Below are 15,263 nucleotides of genomic sequence, written 5' to 3'. Positions count from 1 at the left end.
GCGCTGGTCGCGCCGGTCGCGCCGGTCGCGTGCGCGGCGGGCGGGTCGGCCGTGAGGCGGGCATCCGCCAGGGCACGCTCGATCACGGTGAGGTCGATGCCCTCCGCGATCACGGAGTGGCGTTCCGGATGCTGCCGGATATCGATCCCCACAAGGTCGCGCATGTCACGCCGCAGCTCGGGCCTCGGGAAGAGAACGGTGTGCGCGGCATCCGCGGCCAGCCGCTGCACGAGCCGGGCCCGGAACCAGAAGTGCTCGGTCTCGTCGACCGTGCCGAAGTTCGCCCGGGTGAGCACCCCGGAACTGTCGAGGGAATGGATGACGCTGTGCGGGTCGGGGGCCACCGTGAACACGATCGGAATGTCGAGCTCGCGGGCGACGGTGGAGGCGGCCAGCGTGCCGATGTCGGCCATTCGCAGGTGGATCGCGTCGACGGTGCCGGCGGCGCGCAGAATGCGACGGATGCCGCGCTGCGTCGCAATCCGCCGCGGCCAGGCATCGACCGAGGCGACGGGTTCGCCCAGGAAGGGCACGGTCGCGAAGGCGTGCTCCGCGAGGGAAGACCCGACCTCGGACAGAGAGGTGAGCGCGCCGGCGAAGCTGCCGCGGGAGAGGGTGAGCACCCGTTCCACGGAGCCGCCGCGCTCACTGCCACCGCCGCCGCTGCCGCCGGAGACGAGCGCGTCGCCCAGGCGCACGAGCAGCGTGGCGATGCCGCCGTTGTCGCCGGCCCCCACCTGGCTGAGTTCGCGGTCGATGTCGGCGTGCAGGAAGAGTTGGGCCACCGTCAGCCCCCGGCTCCACGGCGGGCGCGGGTAGGCCGGCACAGTCAGGTCGATCAGGGCGAGCCGGGCCACGTCGGCAAGCACGCCGCTGCCCTGCGACAGGTCGCTCACGATACGGATGTTGGCCTCGTTCGGACCGAGGTCGCCGATGGCCGCGATCGCCGCCGCACGCACCGCGTTCGGCTCGGAGCCGTCGACTGCGACCCGGCGCAGCAGACGTTCGGGGATGCGCCCGGCGATGAGACCCATCGTTTCGACCAGGCGGGCGCGGGCGCCGCACTCATGCACGCCGATCAGGGTGCCCTCGAGGGCGAGCGCCACATGCACCGGCACCGACGAGCTCCACTGCTCCAGCGTGCGCTGGGCGATCATGCCGGAGAAGCCGCCGTCGACCACCATGCTCAGCAGTCCGGAGATCGCCTCGAACCGGGGCAGCCGGGCGCCGAACGCCCAGGCCGCGTGTTCGCGGATGAAGAGGGAGTCGTGGGTGAGCAGCGACACGAGAACGTCATCAGCGGACTCGTCGAACACCTGGCCGAGCGAGTGGATGGCCGCGATCGCGGTCAGCTGGTCACCAGGGTCGGTCGCCGCCTGCGCGAGCAGGCGCACGGCGCGGATGCCGCCGTCCCGGCTCGCTGCGATGGTCAGGTCGTCGGCGCAGCGGATGCCGTCCAGGATCGACCGGGTCTGCCGCATCGTGTCCAGCGTCGTGTGAGTTCCCACGGTGCCCCCTCTGTCTCCTGCTTCAAGCAGTCCGATTCGAACATACACGTGGCCGATGTCGGAACGCCCTGTGAAATGGAGCAAAATGGTCACATGACACGACGCGCTCCGATCGAAGACATCAACGAAGACAATCTGGTCGTCACGAAGCCGAAGAAGTCCGCGGCCGGAGTGGAAGCGGTTCTGGTGGCGCTCGATCGCGGGTTCGCGCAGGCCGGCGTTCCCCGCACGGCGAAGGCGCTGCTGCGCCTCAACCAGCGCGACGGCACCGACTGCCCGGGCTGCGCGTGGCCGGAGTCGCAGGGCCACCGCAAGACCGCGGAGTTCTGTGAGAACGGCGCCAAGGCCGTCGCCGAGGAGAGCACCCTGCGCACCGTGACGCCGGCGTTCTGGGCCGAGCACTCGATCGAGGAGCTCGCCACGAAGACCGAGTACTGGCTCGGCAACCAGGGCCGCATCACGCATCCGGTGGTCATCCGTCCCGGCGACACGCACTACTCCCAGATCTCCTGGAACGAAGCCTTCGAGCTCATCGGCGAGCGGATCCGAGCCACCGTTCCCGACCGTACGGTCTTCTACACCTCGGGACGCACCGCCAACGAGGCGGCGTTCCTCTACCAGCTGTTCGCCCGCTCGATCGGCACGAACAACCTGCCCGACTGCTCGAACATGTGCCACGAGTCCTCCGGAAGCGCCATGAACGCCACCATCGGCATCGGCAAGGGCACCGTTTCGCTCGAAGACATCCACCATGCCGAGCTGATCCTCGTCGTCGGCCAGAACCCGGGCACCAACCACCCGCGGATGCTGTCGGCCCTCAAGGAGTGCAAGGACAACGGCGGCCGGGTCGTCGCCGTCAACCCGCTGCCCGAGGCCGGGTTGTTCAATTTCAAGGATCCCCAGTCGGTCTCCGGCCTGATCGGCGACGGCACAGCTCTCGCCGACGAGTACCTGCAGATCAAGGTCGGCGGCGACCTGGCCCTGTTCCAGGCCCTCGGCCACCTGCTGCTCGAAGCGGAGGAGCGCGTTCCCGGCTCCGTCGTCGACGCGGAGTTCGTCGCGGCGAACACCCAGGGCCTCGACGAGTACCGCGCCGCCCGCACGACCATCGACTGGGCCGAGACGGAGAAGGCCACCGGGCTCACCGCGGTGGAGATCTCCACCGTCGCGCAGATGATGATCGACTCCACGGCCACGATCGTCTGCTGGGCGCTCGGACTCACTCAGCAGCCGCACTCGGTCAACACACTCAAGGAGATCATCAACCTGCTCCTGCTGCAGGGGAACTTCGGCAAGCCGGGCGCCGGCGCCTGCCCGGTTCGCGGCCACTCCAACGTGCAGGGCGACCGCACCATGGGCGTCTGGGAGAAGCCCAAGGAACCGATGCTCGCCGCGCTGGACAAGGAATTCGGCATCGAGTCCCCTCGCAAGCACGGCCTCGACTCGGTGGACACCGTCGCGGCCTTCGAGAACGACGACGTCGACGTGTTCGTGTCGATGGGCGGCAACTTCGCCCTCGCCTGCTCCGACACAGTGGCCCTCGAGGCGGCAATGCAGCGCGTGGGCCTGACCGTGCACGTGTCGACCAAGCCCAACCGGTCGCACATCATGCACGGCACGACCTCGCTGATCCTGCCGACGCTGGGGCGCACCGACACGGACGACAAGCACCCGGGTGGTCGCCAGGTGCTCTCGGTCGAGGACTCCATGTCGGTCGTGCGCACCACGCAGGGGCGTCTGGACCCGGTCTCCGAGCACTTGCTCGCCGAGCCCGTCATCGTCGCCCGGATGGCCAGCGCCACCCTCGGCGACGACCACGTGATCGACTGGAAGGCGATGGCCGACGACTACGATGTCATCCGTGACCGCATCTCGCGGGTTCTCCCGGGCTTCACCGATTTCAACGCGCGCCTCAAGACGAAGAACGGTTTCGTACTGCCCAACCCGCCCCGCGACACCCGCAGCTTCGCCACCGATATCGGCCGGGCCCGGTTCACGGTCAGCCCGCTCGAATACCTCACCCCGCCGGCCGGCCACCTGATCCTGCAGACCATGCGCAGCCACGACCAGTACAACACCACGTTCTACGGGCTGGATGACCGCTACCGCGGCATCTCCGGCGGCCGCCGGGTCATCCTGATCCACCAGGACGACGCCACCGAGCTGGGCTTTGCGGACCGCGACATGGTCGACGTGATCAGCACTTTCCAGGGCGAGGAGCGGCGCGCCAACGAGTTCCGCCTGGTGGTCTACCCCACCCCGCGGGGCTGCGCGGCCGCGTATTTCCCCGAGGCGAACGCCCTGATGCACCGCGAGCTCGTGGCCCGGGAGTCGAACACCCCCGGTTACAAGGCCATGTCCGTGCGATTCATCGCCCACGAGGCAGCGAATTCAGCACCGCTGACGTGAGCCGGGGCGTGAACACGGGCGCTGGGGCACAGCGCGTCACCCACTGGTGGCCGCTGCTCTCCGGGCTGGTCACCGTCGCGCTGGCGGTGGGTCTGGGCCTGGTCATCTCCCGGAACGGCAAACCGTTCGCCCTGGACACGGAGTGGATGATCGCGGTGTCCGGCAATCGGGCACCGGTGTGGGATTCCCTCGCCCTCGTGATGAACAGCCTGGGCGGCGGTCTCACCGCCTCCGTCGTCGTGCCCGGTCTGCTCATCGGCCTGCTCCTGTTCTTCAAGCGCCCGTGGGCCGCGGGCTTCGCCCTCGCGGTAACCGTGGTCTCCGGTGCCGCCGTGCACCTCCTCAAGTGGCTGTTCGGCCGGGCCCGCCCGGTCGAGCTCGACGATCTGTTGGTCAGCGTTGATTTCGGGTCGTTCCCCTCCGGCCATGTCGCCAATGCGGCGACGCTGGCGATAATCCTGGCGCTGCTCTTCCGGTTCTGGTGGGTGTGGCTGGCCGGGGCGCTGTACACGGCGCTGATGATGCTCAGCCGCATCTACCTGGGCGCTCACTGGCTGACCGATACCGTCGGGGCGGCACTGCTCGGCATCGGGATCGCGGTGGCGGTCTGGGCTCCCCTGGCCGTGACACTCGATCGCGAACGCCGACGCAGCCGCGCGTCGCATCCGTGGCGCACGTTCCACGACCGGTACGTCGTCGAGACGTGGGAACGCAATGCCCGGTCCCGCCGCATGCTCCAAGTCACCGCGATCGCCTGCCTGGGTTTCGGCGCCGTCGTCTTCACGCTCACGCTGCTGAGTGTGCTGAGCGGCGGCGGCATCACCGCGATCGACCTCCCCGTGCAGGAGTGGCTGCTGGAAGCCCGGTCCCCCGTTCTGACGACCGTGATGGTGGTGCTGGCGGTCGTATTCGGGCCGGTCGCGCTGCCCCTGATCGTGCTGGTCGTGTGCGTCGGCTGGGGTCTTCTCACCCGGCACGCCTGGCGCCCGCTGCTGCTCGCCGGTGCCATGGCAACCGGGGTGGTGCTGGCCCAGGTCATCGGACGCACGGTCGGCCGCGAGCGGCCGCCGATCGGCCTGATGCTGTACGGCACGGACCTCACGTTCTCGTTCCCCTCCGGTCACGTGCTGGGTGCATCCGATTTCCTGCTGGTGACCGCCTACCTTCTGCTCTCGCGCCGTTGCAGCATGCGGGCCACCGCCCTCGGCCTCAGCATCGCCGTGGTCGGCATCGTGCTGGCGGCCCTCAGCCGCCTGTACCTCGGCTACCACTGGACCACGGATGCCCTGGCCTCCGTTTCGATCTCCCTGGTGGTGGTGGGCTGCGTGATCACGGTCGACACCTGGCGCACCGGGCGGGTGGTCGAACCCGCGGAGCGCGGCTAGCCGGGGACGCTCTGCGGCGTCCGCTCGCCGCTCGTGATGCGTTCCGCCCCGGCGTAGATCACCATGGAGTCGCCGCGCAAAAACCCGACCACCGTCATGCCTACCTCGTCCGCGAACTCGGCGGCCAGCGACGACGGCGCCGACACGGCGGCGAGCACCGGAATCCCGGCCATCAGCGCCTTCTGCGCCAGTTCGAAGCTCGCCCGGCTCGACACCATCAGCACCGTGCCGGTGAGCGGAAGCAGGTCTTCCTTCAGCGCCCAGCCGATGACCTTGTCGACCGCGTTGTGGCGGCCGACGTCTTCGCGCAGCACCAGCATCCGCCCGGTGGTCCCGTCGAAGAGGGCGGCCGCATGGATGCCGCCGGTCTTCTCGAAAACGTCCTGGGCGGCGCGCAAGACCTCGGGAAAGCTCGTCAGGAGCTCTGCGTCGACCTGAAGCGGGTCAGCCGTCACCGGGAACGCCGACTTCGTGCGCACGGCGTCGATGCTGGCCTTGCCGCAGAGCCCGCAGGAACTGGTCGTCAGGAACGATCGCTCCAGGCTCGGGTCGGGCGGTGTGACCCCGGGCGCGAGCGACACGTCGAGCACGTTGTAGGTGTTCACGCCCTCGACGGTGGCGCCGGCGCAGTACCGGGCCGTGGAAAAGTGCTCGCCCCGGGTGATGACGCCCTCCGACACCAGGAACCCGGCGGCGAGGTCGAAATCGTTGCCGGGGGTTCGCATGGTGACGGCGAGGGAACGGCCGTTCACGCGGATCTCGAGTGGCTCTTCGACCGCCAGCACGTCTTCCCGGCTGGTGGGATTCTCGCCCGCCGTCAGTCGCACGACCTTGCGCCTGGCCGTGATCCTGCTCATCTGGATTCACCCACCGATGTACGACATTTCGATTCTCTTCTTGCCGGATGCGCGCAGCCGGCCGGTCTCGGCGCTGCGCAGCTCCGAGTAGCGGTCCGTGCGCTCGCGCCAGATCTGCTTCAGCACCTCAGCCAGCTGCTCATCGGTGCAACCGCCGCGCATCAGGGCACGCAGGTCGTGCCCCTCGGTCGCGAACAGGCAGGTGAACAGCTTGCCGTCGGTGGAGACCCGCGCCCGCGAGCAGGAATGGCAGAACGACTGGGTGACACTGGAGATCACGCCGATCTCCCCCTCGCCGTCGCGGTAGCGCCACCGGCGGCTGGTCTCACCGGTGTTGTTGGGGGCCGCCTCCTCAAGAGGCAGTTCAGCGTTGATGCGGGCCACGACCTCGGCCGAGGGCACCACGTCACCCATCTCCCAGCCGTTGCTCGAGCCCACGTCCATGAACTCGATGAACCGGAGGATGTACGGGGTGCCTTTGAAGTGGCGCGCCATGGCAACGATGTCCTGATCGTTCTGCCCGCGCTTGAGCACCATGTTGATCTTGATCGGGCCGAGCCCGACCGAGTGGGCCACGTCCAGGCTGTTCAACACCTTGGCGACCGGGAACTTCACGTCGTTCATGGCCCGGAACGTGGCATCGTCGAGCGAATCCAGCGACACCGTGACGCGCTTCAGCCCGGCGTCCTTCAGAGCCCGGGCCTTCAGCGCCAGCACCGAACCGTTGGTGGTCATCGCGATATCGATCGGGCGGCCGTCCGGGGTGCGAAGCGCCGCCAGCATCGCCACCAGTTCCTCGATCCCTTTGCGCAGCAGCGGCTCACCGCCGGTGAGGCGGATCTTCTCGACCCCGTGCGCCACGCTGATCCGCGCCAGCCGGGTCATCTCTTCGAAGGAGAGCAGTTCGTCGCGTTCCATGAAAGCGAAGTCCTTGCCGAAGACCTCTTTGGGCATGCAGTACACGCAGCGGAAGTTGCAGCGGTCGGTGACCGAGATGCGCAGATCGTGCAGCGGGCGTTGGAACTGATCAATCATGACTCCACACTAACCGCCGCCCTTCGCGGCAACAGTCCTTCGGGACGGTGACAAATGCCCGGCCGCAGCAGAACAGGACAGCCGGCCGGGGCGAACCGCCGGCCGGCTGTCCTGTTACTGGTCGAACGCGCTTACTTGATGTACTGGTTCGGGTTCAGCACGTATTTGATCGACTTGCCGGCGTCGAACTCGGCGTAGCCGCGCGGGGCATCGTCCAGGCTGATCGCCTGAGCGTTGACGGCCTTCGCGATCTGCACCTTGTCGTGCAGGATCGCCATCATCAGCGAACGGTTGTACTTCATCACCGGGGTCTGACCGGTAGCGAAGGACAGGGACTTGGCCCAGCCGAGGCCCAGCCGGATGGACAGCGAGCCGACCTTCGCCGCCTCGTCGACCCCGCCCGGGTCACCCGTGACGTAGAGGCCCGGGATGCCCAGGCCACCACCGGCGGCCGTGACCGTCATCAGCGAGTTCAGCACCGTGGCCGGACGCTCCGTTCCGGCATCCTTGCCGTGGCCGCGGGCCTCGAAGCCGACCGCGTCCACGCCGCAGTCGACCTCGGGCACACCCAGGATCTGCTCGATCTGATCCTGCGGTTCGCCCTTCCGCAGGTCGATGGTCTCGCAGCCGAAGCTGCGGGCCTGCGCCAGCCGCTCCTCATTGAGGTCGGCGACGATGACGACGGCGGCCCCGAGCAGCTGAGCGGATGCCGCCGCGGCCAGACCCACCGGGCCCGCTCCGGCGATGTAGACGGTCGATCCGACCCCGACGCCCGCGCTGAACGCTCCGTGGAAGCCGGTCGGGAAGATGTCCGAGAGCATGGTGAGGTCCATGATCTTCTCCAGCGCCTGGTCCCGGTCCGGGAACTTCAGGAGGTTCCAGTCCGCGTACGGCACCAGCACGTACTCGGCCTGGCCGCCGACCCAACCGCCCATGTCGACGTAGCCGTAGGCGCTGCCCGGGCGGTCGGGGTTGACGTTGAGACAGATTCCGGTTTTGCGCTCCTTACAGTTGCGGCACCGGCCGCAGGAGATGTTGAACGGCACCGAGACGATGTCGCCGACCTTGATGAACTCGACGTCGGGTCCGCATTCGACCACCTCGCCGGTGATCTCGTGGCCGAGGACGAGGTCCGACGGCGCGGTCGTGCGCCCGCGAACCATGTGCTGGTCCGAGCCGCAGATGTTGGTGGTGACCGTGCGGAGGATGACCCCGTGCGGCACCTTGCGGCCCACGTTCGCCGGGTTGACACCCGGTCCGTCCTTCAGCTCGAAGGTCGGGTAGTCGATGTCGATGACCTCGACGACGCCCGGGCTCTTGTAGGCAACTGCTCTGTTCCCAGTCATGAAGTACCTTCCTAGTTCCTGTTTGCTTCCCTCACAGCGAGACCCGTCGGGCCGCGCGAGACTGCATCGAAATTTCTAGTTGGTGCCTGTTTCTCCTCTAGAGGACTACATCGCGGCCTGAAATTCAAGGGGTGTGCTCAGATGACCGTTTTGGGTACACACCGGGCGCTGCCAACGCCTACCTTGGAAGCATGGCCATTCCCCCTCTTGTCGAGCCGATCGCCCGCCTGAGCGGCGCCGAATCTGTTCGCACCGCCCGCCAACGCCGTCTGCCCCAGCTCAACGAGCTCGGCCAGCGTCGCCTCGCCAACGCCCGGGTGCTCGTGCTCGGCGCCGGCGGGCTGGGGTCCCCCGCGCTCATCTACCTGGCCGCGGCCGGCGTGGGAACGATCGGCATCGTCGACGGCGACGACGTCGAACCCAGCAACCTGCAACGCCAGATCGTGCACGGCCAGGCGGATGTCGGACGCCCCAAGGTGGCCAGCGCCGCCGAATCGATCGCCCAGATCGCGCCGGAGGCCGTGGTCGTGCAGCACGCCGAACGGCTCGACGCCGGCAACGCCGCCGCGATCATCGGCGGTTACGACGTGGTCATCGACGGCACCGACAACTTCCCCACCCGTTTCCTGGTCAACGACACCTGCGCGGCCCTGGGCCTGCCACTGGTCTGGGCATCCGTTCTCCGTTTCGACGCCCAGCTGTCGGTGTTCTGGGCCACCCCACCGGCCGAGAGCGGCCTCACCGGGGTGCACCTGCGTGACCTGTTCCCGACCCCGCCCACAGAGGGTGAGGTGCCCAACTGCGCCGAAGCCGGCGTGCTCGGCGCGCTCTGCGGCCAGGTGGGCTCGCTGATGGCCACCGAGGCGATCAAGCTGATCGCCGGTATCGGCGCTCCGCTGATCGGGCGCGTGCTCGTGATCGACGCGCTCTCGGGCCGTTTCACCGAGGTGCCCCTGATCGGCACCGGCATCGCCGCCGCCGACCCGAACCCGGCAGCGACCCTCGCCGCCGCCCGCGGCTCCGCTCAGGCCGCCGCCGCTGGGGCCTGGCCGACGCTCACCCCGGTGGAGCTCGTGGCCCGGCTCACTGCCCGCGCCGAGGGAACCGACCCGTTCGTGCTGGTCGACGTGCGCGAGCCCGACGAGCACGCCGAGAGCGCCATCCCGGATGCCGTCCTGCTGCCTCTCGGCGACCTGCTCACCGAGGCCGGAATGGCCACCCTGCCGCGGGACGTGCCGCTGGTGCTGCACTGCCATCTGGGGCCGCGGGCCGAACGCGCCGCTATGGCCCTGGACGCGGCCGGCTTCACCGGCCTCACCCTGCTCGCCGGCGGGATCGTCGCTTGGGACGTTGCCGTCGCCGCACGCACCGCTCCCGGCCGCGGCAGCAAGTGGGCCGGCGACGCCGTGTCCAACGAATCGACGACCACAGCGGGGAACTGACCATGACGGGGAACACGCACGAGCACACCCACGAGCACGACGCCGACGCTTGCGCCGTACCGGTCTCGGCCCGCAGCGTCGCCGACCAGCTCTCCTTCGTGCTCGCCGCGGTCGCCCCGCTGCCGCCCGTGCTGGTCTCGCTTGACGAGGCGCTGGGCCTGATGCTGGCCGAGGATGTTCGGAGCGCCACGGACACACCTCCCTTCGACAACTCGGCCATGGACGGCTATGCCGTCCGGCGCGCCGACCTGCTGCAGGCCTCCGCCGAGCACCCGGTGACGCTGCCGGTGGTCGCTGACCTCGCGGCCGGAACCAGCCAGAACCCGCACCTGGAGACCGGGCAGGTGGCCCGGATCATGACGGGGGCGCCGCTCCCGGACGGGGCGGATGCCGTGGTTCCGATCGAAGACACCGATCAGGGCATCGACACGGTCACCGTCGTGCGGGCGCCGCAGCCGGCAGCGCACATCCGTCGCGCCGGCGAAGACGCCCACGCCGGCGACACCGTGCTCACCCGCGGCTCGGTGCTCTGGCCGACCCGGGTTGCCGCGGCCGCCAGCGCCGGAACCTCGTCGCTCCGGGCGCACCCGGCTCCGCGCGTGGCCGTGATCTCCACCGGGAGCGAGCTCGTCACCCCCGGCGAACCCACCCGGCGCGGCCAGATCCCCGACTCCAACTCCTACCTCCTCGCGTCGGCCGTCACCGCGGCCGGCGGGGTGCCGATCCGGCTCGGCGCGGTTCCCGACGACGAGAACACGCTCCGCAGCCTGCTGGCCAGCCTCGCCGGCACGGTCGACGCCATCGTGCTCTCCGGCGGGGTGAGCGTCGGCGCTTACGACATCGTCAAGGCCGTGCTCGCCCCGCTCGGCACCGTACGGTTCGGGCCGGTCAAGATGCAGCCGGGCAAGCCTCAGGGTTTCGGCCGCTGGCCGGCCGACGACAATGCAGTCGAGGGACCGCTCATCTTCGCCCTCCCCGGCAACCCGGTCAGCGCCTTCGTGTCGTTCGAGGTGTTCGTGCGGCCGGCCCTGCGCCGCCTCGGCGGGCACATCGAGCTCTTTCGCCCCACGATCTCGGCGACCGCCGGGGAGAGCTGGGACTCCCCACCCGGCCGTGCCCAGTACATGCCGGTGACCCTCGAGGGCGTGGGAATCCGCAGGGTGGTCCGCCGGTCCGCCGCGGGCGGGTCGGGATCCCACCTCGTCGCCGGGCTTGCTCAGGCCGTCGGGCTGGCCATCGTGCCGGAAAACGTGACGCGGATTGCCGAGGGCGACCGCGTCACTGTCATGCTGTTGACATGAGCATCCGCGACCTGTCCGCACACCCCTTCACGCATCTCGACTCTTCCGGCCAGGCCCGCATGGTCGACGTCACCGAGAAGCAGCCCACCGTGCGCAGCGCCACCGCCGCCGGCTTCGTGGCCTGCGGCCCGACGGTCATCGCGGCCCTTCGCGACGGCAGCACCCCCAAGGGCGATGTGCTCGCCGTGGCCCGCATCGCCGGCATCCAGGGTGCCAAGAAGTGCGCCGACCTGCTCCCCCTCGCGCATGTGATCGGGGTGCACGGCGCCGCCGTCGACCTCGTCATCGAAAACACCGGGGTGCGCGTCACGGCCACCGTGCGCACGGCCGACCGCACCGGCGTCGAGATGGAGGCCCTGACCGCCGTGTCGGTCGCCGCCCTCGCCGTGGTCGATATGGTCAAAGGCCTCGACAAGTCCGTTTGGATCGAGAACGTGCGCCTCATCACGAAGACCGGAGGGAAGTCCGGCGACTGGCACCGCCCGAACGAGTAGCGATGACCCGAGCAACCATGAGCGTCGATCTGATCGTGCTGGCGGGCGGGCGCGCCCGGCGCCTCGACGGCGCGGTCAAGCCCGCGGTCGAGGTGGCCGGGCGCACGCTGCTCTCCCGGGTGCTGGACGCCCGCGGTCTCGCCCGGAACGTTGTCGTGGTCGGGCCGGAGGAGGCTCGTGCGGCCGTCCCGGCCGACGACACGGCCGAGCTGACCTGGACGCTCGAAGATCCCCCGTTCGGCGGCCCGGTCGCCGGCATCGTGGCGGGACTCGCGGCACTCGAGCACGCGACCGCGTCCGGGCCTGCGGACTGGGTGCTCCTGTTGGCCTGCGACCTGCCATGGGCAGCGGATGCCGCCCGCCTACTGGTGCCGGCGGCGTCCGACCCGGGGCTGCCGGCATCCGTTCACGGCCTGCACCTGGTCGACGCGGGCGGCCGCGCGCAGTGGCTCGCGGGGATCTACCGTCTGGCGCCGCTGCGGGCGGCCGCGCACCGGATCGGCGCCGACGCCCACGGCGCCAGCATGCGCGGACTGCTGGCCCCGCTCGAGCTGCGGGGCGTCCGCGACCAGAACGGCGAGGGGAGCGACGTGGACACATGGCAGGATGTGGAGAGGAGTTCCGCACTGCTGACCAGCACCCCACCGCGGAGCACCCCACCGCGGAGCAATCCGACCGCGGAGCAATCCGATGAGGAGTGATACCCAATGAGCGCCTCGACCCCGCTTCCCCCTGAGGCTCTCGACGAGTGGCTGGTGGCCCTCGCCGCCGCACTCGGCCTGGATCCGGCCGACATCCCCGTGGGCACGCTGCTCGACGTGGCCCGCGACGTGGCCCACAACGTGGCCCGGCCCGCCGCCCCGCTGAGCACGTTCCTGGTCGGTCTGGCCGCCGCCCGGAACGGCGGCACACCCGCCGCCATCGAGGCCGCCAGTGCGCTGGCCACCCGGCTCGCCCTCACCTGGCCGCCGGACCAGCCGGAGGCGACACGCTGATGGCGACCATCCGTTTCTTCGCCGCGGCAGCCGAATCCGCCGCCGCCGACGCGGCCGCGGTCGATGCCGCCACCATCGGCGACTTGCGCGCCCAGCTCACCAGCCTCTACGGCGACGAGTTCGAGCGCATCCTCGGCCGGTGCTCCCTGCTCGTGAACGGCACACGGGCGACGGATGACACGGTGCCGCTCTCCGGCAGCGACACCGTCGACGTGCTGCCGCCCTTCGCCGGCGGCTGACGCCCGCCGATTTCGGTTCTGTTCGACCGAATCATTTTTCACGGCGTTCACGCGTTGTCGCATTTCCGCTGCACCGCGAGGGTGGAAGCTACGCGGGCCTGGTGCCCGGCAGCAACCAGCCGAGGAAGTCCATGTCAGTCGAAACGTCCCCGCAGTTCGCCTCGAAACTCAAACCGGATCTGTCCAACTGGGACCCGGAGAATGACGAGACCTGGGATCCGGGGCTCGCCTGGCGCACCCTGTGGATCACCACCTTCAGCCTGACTCTGAGCTTCGCGGCCTGGTACCTCGTCAGCGCGATCGCCCCGCGTCTGAACGACATCGGCTACTCCCTCGCACCCAGCCAGCTGTACTGGCTCGTCGCCCTCCCCGGGCTCGCCGGCGGCCTGCTGCGCCTGGTCTTCATGTTCCTGCCGCCGATGATGGGCACCCGCAACCTCGTCGCCATGTCGTCGGCCCTGCTCGTGATCCCGATGCTCGGCTGGACCCTCGCCGCCCGGGACACGTCCACGCCGTACTGGGTGCTGCTCTCCCTGGCGTTCGCGGCCGGCATCGGTGGCGGAACCTTCTCCGGTTTCATGGCATCGACCAGCTACTTCTTCCCCAAACGCCTCGCCGGAACGGCTCTGGGCCTGCAGGCAGGCCTCGGCAACTTCGGCATCGGCCTGATGCAGCTGATCCTGCCCTGGGTCGTCGGATTCGGTCTGCTCGGCACCGCCGCCCTCACCCCCCAGAGCAGTGCCGAAGGTGACCTCGTCTGGCTGCACAACGGTGGGCTGGTGCTCATCCCCTGGGCTCTGCTTGCCATCGTCCTGGCGGTGATGTACCTGCGCCGGGTGCCGATCACGGCGAACTTCCGCCAGCAGATGGACATCTTCGGGGTCAAGCACACCTGGATCATGACCGCCATCTACCTGATGAGCTTCGGCGCCTACAGTGGCCTCGCCGCCCAGATGGGCCTGATCATCCTCGACGTCTACGGCAACTTCCCGGATGCCCCGAACCCGCTGGCCTTCGCATTCATCGGCCCCGTCCTCGGCGCCCTGGTGCGGGCGGCGAGCGGCCCGTTCTGCGACAGGTGGGGCGGCGCGATCTTCACGTTCATCGGTGGCCTCGGCATGGTGGCGGGAACTGCCCTCACCGCCTTCTTCCTCACGCCGACCAGCGTGGACGAGTTCTGGGGCTTCCTCACCGGCATGTTGATCATCTTCTTCTTCGCCGGGCTGGCCAACGCCGGCACGTTCAAGCAGATGCCGATGATCTTCCCGAAGCGTCAGGCCGGCGGAGCCATCGCCTGGACCTCCGCCATCGCGGCCTTCGGACCGTTCGTCGTGGGCATCTCGCTCACCATGATCAGCCCGACCGCGTTCTTCGCCGGCTGCGCCGTGTTCTGCGTGTTCTGCACCTGGCTCGCCTGGTTCTACTACGCCCGCAAGGGTGCTCCCTTCCCCAGCTGATCGATCTGCCGGATCGGAGTACGATCCCCGCATGGAACAGCTGCACTTCACGATTCGGATCGACGCTCCGGTACACACCGTCTGGAGCACGATGCTGGACGCGTCGACCTACCGGGACTGGACCCGGGCGTTCCACGAGGGTTCCCACTACGTCGGAAGCTGGGCGGAGGGCAGCACGATCCGCTTCCTCGCCCCCGGCGAGGATGCTTCCCACAGCGGGCTGGTGGCCACGGTCGTCGAAAACCGGCCGGACGAGTTCATCTCCCTGGAAATCCGCGGTGCTGTCTCCCGGGGCATCGACGACATCACGAGCGCTCACGCGCGGCGGTTCGCGGGCGCGCACGAGGACTACTCCTTCAGCGAGTCCGACGGGGTGACCACACTCGTGGTAACCGTCGACACCGACGAGGAATTCACGGCCATGTTCGCTGCGGATTGGCCCCGCGCCCTCGCGCGGCTCGGGGAGCTCGCCGAGGAACGGGCCGCCACCGCCGACTAGCTGCCCGGGTCCTGCCAGCCGTGGGCGATGAAGGGTCGGACTGGGAGTTCCGAGCCCCGAACGGGGCGGAGCGAGTGGTCGATGCCCGATCCGCACCAGCGCTGCTGCCCACCCGGCGGGGCCTGTGGCCAACTCAGGAGATCCGTCCGGCCGGGCCGAACATCCACACTGGTTCCGCACTGATCCGTGGCGGCCGGTGCATGCCGGGCAACGGATGTCCTGAGTTGGCCACACACACACCCGCACACGCGCGCTCGCGCGACCGGGCCTAACCCACGGAAGAGTCAGGAGAGCCA

The 15,263-nt window shown here is 69.3% G+C and carries 14 protein-coding genes; 10 read left to right on the top strand and 4 right to left on the bottom strand.

What is annotated here, in order from left to right; all coding sequences use genetic code 11:
• Positions 1-1,508: glycosyltransferase (locus CXY82_RS06445; protein ID WP_104170181.1), on the bottom strand; the 1,508-nt coding region annotated here is incomplete at its 3' end.
• A gap of 93 nt (positions 1,509-1,601) precedes the next feature.
• Between CXY82_RS06445 and CXY82_RS06440 the strand changes: the two genes are divergently transcribed.
• Complete coding sequence (locus CXY82_RS06440) at positions 1,602-3,917, top strand: FdhF/YdeP family oxidoreductase (RefSeq protein ID WP_104170180.1); 2,316 nt, start codon at positions 1,602-1,604, stop codon at positions 3,915-3,917.
• Positions 3,914-5,302: a phosphatase PAP2 family protein gene (locus tag CXY82_RS06435; RefSeq protein ID WP_233199232.1), complete on the top strand. Its 1,389-nt coding sequence runs from the start codon at positions 3,914-3,916 to the stop codon at positions 5,300-5,302. Before CXY82_RS06440 ends, CXY82_RS06435 begins: the two co-directional genes overlap by 4 nt.
• Here CXY82_RS06435 and fdhD read toward each other — a convergent pair.
• From fdhD to fdhA, 3 genes are all read right to left on the bottom strand, one after another.
• The gene (fdhD, locus tag CXY82_RS06430; RefSeq protein ID WP_104170179.1) at positions 5,299-6,159 is read right to left on the bottom strand and encodes a formate dehydrogenase accessory sulfurtransferase FdhD; all 861 of its coding nucleotides are present in this window, start codon (positions 6,157-6,159) and stop codon (positions 5,299-5,301) included. The two genes, CXY82_RS06435 and fdhD, sit on opposite strands and share 4 nt — an antisense overlap.
• 6 nt (positions 6,160-6,165) lie before the next feature.
• Entirely contained in the window at positions 6,166-7,194 is a 1,029-nt protein-coding gene (moaA, locus tag CXY82_RS06425; RefSeq protein ID WP_104170178.1) for a GTP 3',8-cyclase MoaA, read from the bottom strand.
• A 131-nt stretch (positions 7,195-7,325) separates the two neighbouring features.
• Complete coding sequence (fdhA, locus tag CXY82_RS06420) at positions 7,326-8,540, bottom strand: formaldehyde dehydrogenase, glutathione-independent (protein WP_104101328.1); 1,215 nt, start codon at positions 8,538-8,540, stop codon at positions 7,326-7,328.
• 191 nt (positions 8,541-8,731) lie between these two features.
• On the opposite strand from fdhA, the gene CXY82_RS06415 reads away from it, so the two are divergent.
• The 8 genes from CXY82_RS06415 to CXY82_RS06380 all read left to right on the top strand — a co-directional run bounded on the left by CXY82_RS06415 (position 8,732) and on the right by CXY82_RS06380 (position 14,967).
• Positions 8,732-9,982 (top strand): ThiF family adenylyltransferase, encoded by a 1,251-nt coding sequence (locus CXY82_RS06415; protein ID WP_104170177.1) that lies wholly within the window; start codon positions 8,732-8,734, stop codon positions 9,980-9,982.
• A gap of 2 nt (positions 9,983-9,984) precedes the next feature.
• Positions 9,985-11,283, top strand: coding sequence for a gephyrin-like molybdotransferase Glp (gene glp / locus CXY82_RS06410; protein ID WP_104170176.1), 1,299 nt, complete (start codon positions 9,985-9,987; stop codon positions 11,281-11,283).
• On the top strand, positions 11,280-11,777 hold the full coding sequence (moaC, locus tag CXY82_RS06405; protein WP_104170175.1) for a cyclic pyranopterin monophosphate synthase MoaC: 498 nt from the start codon (positions 11,280-11,282) through the stop codon (positions 11,775-11,777). Before glp ends, moaC begins: the two co-directional genes overlap by 4 nt.
• Positions 11,778-11,779: 2 nt before the next feature.
• The gene (locus tag CXY82_RS06400; RefSeq protein WP_199180892.1) at positions 11,780-12,478 is read left to right on the top strand and encodes a molybdenum cofactor guanylyltransferase; all 699 of its coding nucleotides are present in this window, start codon (positions 11,780-11,782) and stop codon (positions 12,476-12,478) included.
• A 6-nt stretch (positions 12,479-12,484) separates the two neighbouring features.
• Positions 12,485-12,772 (top strand): DUF6457 domain-containing protein, encoded by a 288-nt coding sequence (locus CXY82_RS06395; RefSeq protein WP_174720208.1) that lies wholly within the window; start codon positions 12,485-12,487, stop codon positions 12,770-12,772.
• Complete coding sequence (locus CXY82_RS06390; protein ID WP_104170174.1) at positions 12,772-13,011, top strand: MoaD/ThiS family protein; 240 nt, start codon at positions 12,772-12,774, stop codon at positions 13,009-13,011. The genes CXY82_RS06395 and CXY82_RS06390 overlap by 1 nt, the downstream gene beginning before the upstream one ends.
• A 131-nt stretch (positions 13,012-13,142) precedes the next feature.
• The gene (locus CXY82_RS06385; RefSeq protein WP_104170173.1) at positions 13,143-14,468 is read left to right on the top strand and encodes an MFS transporter; all 1,326 of its coding nucleotides are present in this window, start codon (positions 13,143-13,145) and stop codon (positions 14,466-14,468) included.
• Between the two features lie 31 nt (positions 14,469-14,499).
• Positions 14,500-14,967, top strand: a complete 468-nt coding sequence (locus tag CXY82_RS06380; protein WP_104170172.1) for an SRPBCC domain-containing protein — start codon at positions 14,500-14,502, stop codon at positions 14,965-14,967.
• The last annotated feature ends 296 nt before the right edge of the window (positions 14,968-15,263 follow it).

The organism is Cryobacterium sp. M23, from assembly GCF_002929655.1.
GTDB classification, from domain to species: Bacteria; Actinomycetota; Actinomycetes; order Actinomycetales; family Microbacteriaceae; genus Cryobacterium; species Cryobacterium sandaracinum.
The sequence above is the reverse complement of the archived record's forward strand: the minus strand, read 5'-3'. Positions and strand labels throughout refer to the sequence as shown.